5 protein-coding genes, 1 tRNA gene and 1 rRNA gene are annotated in these 4,821 nt (G+C 60.4%); 4 read left to right on the forward strand and 3 right to left on the reverse strand.

All coding sequences use genetic code 11. From position 1 onward, the window contains the following. Nucleotides 1–104 precede the first annotated feature (104 nt). The 3 genes from rrf to T331_RS18870 all read left to right on the forward strand — a co-directional run bounded on the left by rrf (nucleotide 105) and on the right by T331_RS18870 (nucleotide 1,954). Nucleotides 105–219: ribosomal RNA gene (gene rrf, locus T331_RS0116555) — 5S ribosomal RNA — on the forward strand. Nucleotides 220–288: 69 nt separating this feature from the next. Further along, a tRNA-Met gene (locus tag T331_RS0116560) sits at nucleotides 289–365 on the forward strand. A 356-nt stretch (nucleotides 366–721) separates the two neighbouring features. Further along, a complete protein-coding gene (locus T331_RS18870; RefSeq protein WP_211248761.1) occupies nucleotides 722–1,954 on the forward strand; it encodes a tyrosine-type recombinase/integrase in 1,233 nt (410 codons plus the stop codon). 129 nt (nucleotides 1,955–2,083) lie between these two features. Here the strand turns inward: T331_RS18870 and T331_RS0116570 are convergent, their stop codons facing one another. Both T331_RS0116570 and T331_RS0116575 read right to left on the reverse strand, forming a co-directional pair. Continuing rightward, on the reverse strand, nucleotides 2,084–3,340 hold the full coding sequence (locus tag T331_RS0116570) for a Y-family DNA polymerase (RefSeq protein WP_026440828.1): 1,257 nt from the start codon (nucleotides 3,338–3,340) through the stop codon (nucleotides 2,084–2,086). A 3-nt stretch (nucleotides 3,341–3,343) separates the two neighbouring features. After that, the gene (locus T331_RS0116575; RefSeq protein WP_026440829.1) at nucleotides 3,344–3,718 is read right to left on the reverse strand and encodes a LexA family protein; all 375 of its coding nucleotides are present in this window, start codon (nucleotides 3,716–3,718) and stop codon (nucleotides 3,344–3,346) included. A gap of 112 nt (nucleotides 3,719–3,830) precedes the next feature. Here T331_RS0116575 and T331_RS0116580 point away from each other — a divergent pair, with 112 nt between their 5' ends. After that, nucleotides 3,831–4,493, forward strand: coding sequence for an SOS response-associated peptidase (locus tag T331_RS0116580; RefSeq protein ID WP_026440830.1), 663 nt, complete (start codon nucleotides 3,831–3,833; stop codon nucleotides 4,491–4,493). Between the two features lie 9 nt (nucleotides 4,494–4,502). Here T331_RS0116580 and T331_RS0116585 read toward each other — a convergent pair. After that, nucleotides 4,503–4,821, reverse strand: a 319-nt coding sequence (locus tag T331_RS0116585; RefSeq protein WP_155992764.1) for a transposase, incomplete at its 5' end; no start/stop codon positions are given.

Genomic DNA, 4,821 nt, shown 5'->3' on the forward strand with positions numbered 1-4,821 from the left:
AGCAGCAATCATCCATCCGGACGATACGCTGACATGGACAAAAGCAAACGAGATCACACACACCAAAACCTCAACCAGACAGCATATATTGATAGGCTGGACGACCTGGTGGCTCTGGCGGGGAGCCTACACCCGATCCCATCCCGAACTCGGACGTGAAAATCCCCAGCGCCAATGGTACTGTGTCTTAAGGCACGGGAGAGTAGGTCGCCGCCAGGTCTTCCAGCCTATCAATACAAAAATAAAAAACCGCCCAAGGGACACCAAGGGCGGTTTTTTACTCGGTGACGCGGGGTGGAGCAGCCCGGTAGCTCGTCAGGCTCATAACCTGAAGGTCCCTGGTTCAAATCCAGGTCCCGCAACCACTAAATCAAACTAAATCAATAGCTTAAAGCCACCGCAAGGTGGCTTTTGGTGTTCTAAACGCCTAGCACAGTGTTAACACATAGTCACCTGCCGGTAAAAACCTGACAACCCACGCGGTTGTAAAGATTTTACTCAGTGCAACCGAGGCTGTGTGCCGGGCGCCTTGATCCGAATACCCCGTTCCCGCGGCCCCCTATGTTGAGGGTGTTCGATGGATAATCATCTGACGCTGCTAGGTGGCAAGCTGCAGCTCTACCGGCGCGGCAATAGCCGGTTCTGGCAATGCTCGGCCTCCGTCGGGGCCAAGCAATGGCGGGCCACCACCAAACAAGAAAACGTCAATCTCGCAACCAAAGTGGCGCAGGATTGGTATCTGGGACTCTGTGGAAAAGAAGCCGCCGGCACGTTGGTGACGGAAAAGACCGTACAGGATGCGGCGGAGAAATTTACCCGCGAATATGAAGTCATCACCGAGGGCGAGCGCTCGCCCAAATGGGTGCAAGGGCATCAGATTCGGCTGCGCCTGCATCTGTTGCCGTTCTTTGGGAAGATGGGGTTGTCGGAGGTCACGCCCGGGACCGTGCAGGATTACCGGGTGCACCGGATTGAGACGGCGACGAAGGCCAAGGCCAAACCGCCGGCGCGTAGTACGCTGCATGATGAGGTGGTGACGCTGCGGTTGGTGTTGAAGGCGGCGATTCGGCATGGCTGGCTGACGCATCTGCCGGATCTGGCGCCGCCCTATAAAACGCAGGGCAAAGTGGTGCACCGGCCCTGGTTCAGCCCCGAGGAATATAAGCAGCTTTATACGGCCTCGCGGAACTGGGCGCGCAATCCGCCGCAGCCGCAGTACCGGTGGAATGCCGAGCAGATGCACGACTACATCCTGTTCATGGGCAATACCGGGCTGCGGCCCGATGAAGCCGGAAATCTTCAGCACCGTGATGTGTCGATCGTGACCGACCATGCCACGGGGCAGACGATTCTGGAGATCGAGGTGCGTGGCAAGCGCGGGGTGGGGTTTTGTAAGAGTACGCCGGGGGCGGTGCGGCCTTATGAGCGGTTGTTGAACCGGCCGAAGCCGACGCGCGGTAAGCAAAAACGCAGCCGGAGCTTGAAGAACCCGAACGCGCCGCTGCCGGTGGAGTTGCCGGAGCCGACCGACAAGGTGTTCCCGCAAGGCGGGCAGTTGAAATTGTTCAACCGGATATTGGCCAAAGCCAAGTTAAAGGCTGATCGGGACGGCAAGCCGCGCACGGCTTACAGTTTGCGGCACACATACATCTGCCTGCGGCTGATGGAGGGTGCTGATATTTATCAGATCGCCAAAAATTGCCGCACCAGTGTGGAGATGATTGAGAAGCATTACGCCGCGCACATCAAGAATACGCTTGATGCCGCTGCAATCAACGTGATGCGCCCGAAGGCCGCGAAGGCGGCGGAGAAGATCGCGAAAGCCGGAGCTGGCGGCAATGGAAAAGGGAAGGGTGGCGGCAAAACTGGGCGGCCAGAGAAGGCGGTACGCACAGAGCTGGTTGTGGATGAGGATTTGACGCCAGGGGTACTGACCGCCGAAAATACAGGGTAATGCCACACCAGTTTGGGGAGGCTGTGGGGCCGACCAGGCAGCGATCCGCTTGGCGGATCGCCCAGAAGCGCACCCCTTGCGGGTGCGCAACCAGGGGCTTGGCCCCGCTTAATCATATTCATCATCCGTTCAAAACGCCTGAGCCACCAGCATCTCCTCGGCGCTTGTGGTGTAACGTGGTGAGTGCCGTGCCTGGCGGCCGGCCCAGGTTTTGATCATGCCGGTTGCCGCCGGGCGCAGCGTGCCGCTCCCGAAACGGGCGTTGACGGCGTCGAGTGCCGCCATGGCGCGGGCGGATTTGACCGCGTCTCGGGTGTTGAAAAGCCCGCTTTGCTGCTGGGCGGGTGCCAAATCGCCCAGCATGATGCCAGCTTTGAAATACCGGAAATTTGGTCGCCAGACGGCGCGCAGCAGGCGCACCGCCTCGGTGATCAGGGCCAATGTGTCGGCGGTTGGTTCGATCTGTGCGGCGCGGCTAGCGCTGTACCAGGCATCGCCATTATGCGGGTTGGTGTGAGCGAATACCGAGAGATGACCGGCTTGCAGCCCGTCAACCCGCAGCTTCTCGGCGGCGCGGGTGGCAAAGGCGGCCACGGCCTCGCGCAACTCGTCCCAGGAGGTGATCAACCGACCGAAAGAGCGGGTTACGGCGATGGCCTGGCGCGGTGGTGGCATTAGTGTGAGCGGAATGCAGCTTTGGCCGCGCAATTCGGCCTGCACGCGCGCGCCGGTGACGGTGAGCAGCTCGCGCACCTGTTCGGGCGCCAGCCTCACGAAATCGGCGATGCTGGTGATGCCTAATTTGTTGAGTTTTTCGGCGGTTTTGCCGCCGATGCCCCAAACCATGCTGAGCGGTGATTGCGCGTAGCAGTTGGCGCGGGTTGCGGGGTCACGCAAATCGCACACGCCGCGCAGCGAAAAATCATCCTTGGCGATGCGGTTGGCGAGTTTGGCGATGGTTTTGGTGGGGCCGATGCCCACACAGGTGGGGATTTTGGCCAGGCGGCGGACATCATCGCGCAGGCGGCGGCAGAAATTTTCCAGATCGGGCAGGCCGGTGAGGTCGAGAAACATCTCATCGATGCTGTAGGGCTCCACCTGGGGCACGCGGGCGGCCAAAACCTCGTACATGCGCCGGCTCATATCGCCATAAAGTGGATAATTGCTGGAGCGCCATTCGACTTGCTTGCACGCGGGCCGGCGTAAAGCGAGGTGCCAAGGCTCGCCCATTTTAATGCCGAGCGCTTTGGCCTCGGCGGTGCGGGCGATGGCGCAGCCGTCATTGTTGCTCAGCACCACCAGCGGGATGCCGCGCAGTTCGGGCGCGAAGGCCCGTTCGGCGGAACAGTAAAAGCTGTTGCCGTCAATCAACCCGAATACCGGCATGGCTTACACTTGCGTGCGGATGAGGCCGGTGACCACGGCCCAGATCTCGGCATCATCGCCCGTGACGGCCACCGGGGCGGTGCCTTGGGTGCCGGAGGCCAGCCACCATTGCTGCTGGCGATAGGCGAGTTGGCCGACCAGGACTGTGCCGTTGAGCATGACCACCGCGACCTTGCCGTGGGCTGGGGGCGAGGCGGCATCCGCGATTAAAATATCGCCCGCGAAAATGCCACGCGAGGCGAGTGCATCCCCCGCGACACGCACCGGGTAGCGGCTGGGGCGTGAGAGGTCGAGCATGGCGGCGAGGTCGATCCGGCCTTCGAGGTTGTCTCCGGCAGGGGAGGCAAAGCCGGTGGTGTTGCCCCCGTTGTAGTTCATAACCCGACTCCGTATGCTCAATGCAGGGATAGAACATATAGTGAACATTTGCTGCCAGCAAGCTGAAATGACTCAGGATTGCAAACCGGGCGTAGCGGGGTAGGCTCCGCGTATGTGCGGGCGTTTTGTGAGTACCATGCCACCCGAGGCAATCGCCCGGATGGTCAAGGCGGTGAACCCGGTGCCAAACGGGGCGCCGAGCTGGAATATTGCGCCCAGCCAGCAGGCCATGGCGGTGCGGCGGCACCCCAAGACGGGAGAACGGCATCTTGACCTGCTCACTTGGGGCTTTGTGCCGCACTGGGAGGATGACCTAAAAACCGAGCGCAAGCCGATCAATGCGCGCGCTGAGACGGTGGCGACATCACCGATGTTCCGAGCAGCCGTTGCCCATAATCGCTGCCTGGTACCGGCGGATGCCTATTACGAGTGGCAGGCAGCACCCGACGGCAAGCAGCCTTACGCCTTTGCCCGCAAGGATGGCGCCCCGATGATGTTGGCTGGGCTGTGGGATGTCTGGCAGAGAGATGGGGGTGCCAGGCTGCGCAGTTTTACCCTCATCACGACCAGCGCCAATGAAATAGCCCGGCCGATCCATGACCGGATGCCGGTGATCGTGGAAGCTGGGAATTGGCCACTGTGGCTGGGTGATGAAGAAGGAGATGCAGGGGAGTTGTTGCGGCCCGCAGGCGATGAAGGTCTCAAAGCTTGGCCCGTCAGCTGCCGGGTGAACAGCCCGGCGAATAACGACGCGCTGCTGATGGAGGGAAATTAGGGTCCAGACTCATAACACCCACCAGACGACCGCTGCCACGAGGTAGATTGATGCGGCAAAATTGATGGCCAGCCGGTCATATCTGGTTGCGATCCGTCTGAAATCTTTGAGGCGGCAGAACGCATTCTCGATTTTATGCCGCTCTTTATAGGATGTCTTGCTGAAGCTGTACGGCCGCTTGCGGTTACGTTTGTTCGGGATGACGGCCTTCGTCCCGCGCTTTTTCAAGTTGCCTCGTAATTCGGCGCTATCGTAGGCTTTGTCGGCGAGAAATTTTTTCGCCTTCTTGGTTTTCTCAATCAAAGGCGCGGCCAAGGGACAGTCATGC

Source organism: Acidocella facilis ATCC 35904 (genome assembly GCF_000687875.1).
Taxonomy (GTDB): Bacteria; Pseudomonadota; Alphaproteobacteria; order Acetobacterales; family Acetobacteraceae; genus Acidocella; species Acidocella facilis.

Excerpts from the sequence above, each read along its gene's own strand:
- T331_RS0116570 (WP_026440828.1), bottom strand. The coding sequence starts at position 3,340 with ATGCCGGTATTCGGGTTGATTGACGGCAACAGCTTTTACTGTTCCGCC.
- T331_RS0116575 (WP_026440829.1), bottom strand. The coding sequence starts at position 3,718 with ATGAACTACAACGGGGGCAACACCACCGGCTTTGCCTCCCCTGCCGGA.
- T331_RS0116580 (WP_026440830.1), top strand. The coding sequence starts at position 3,831 with ATGTGCGGGCGTTTTGTGAGTACCATGCCACCCGAGGCAATCGCCCGG.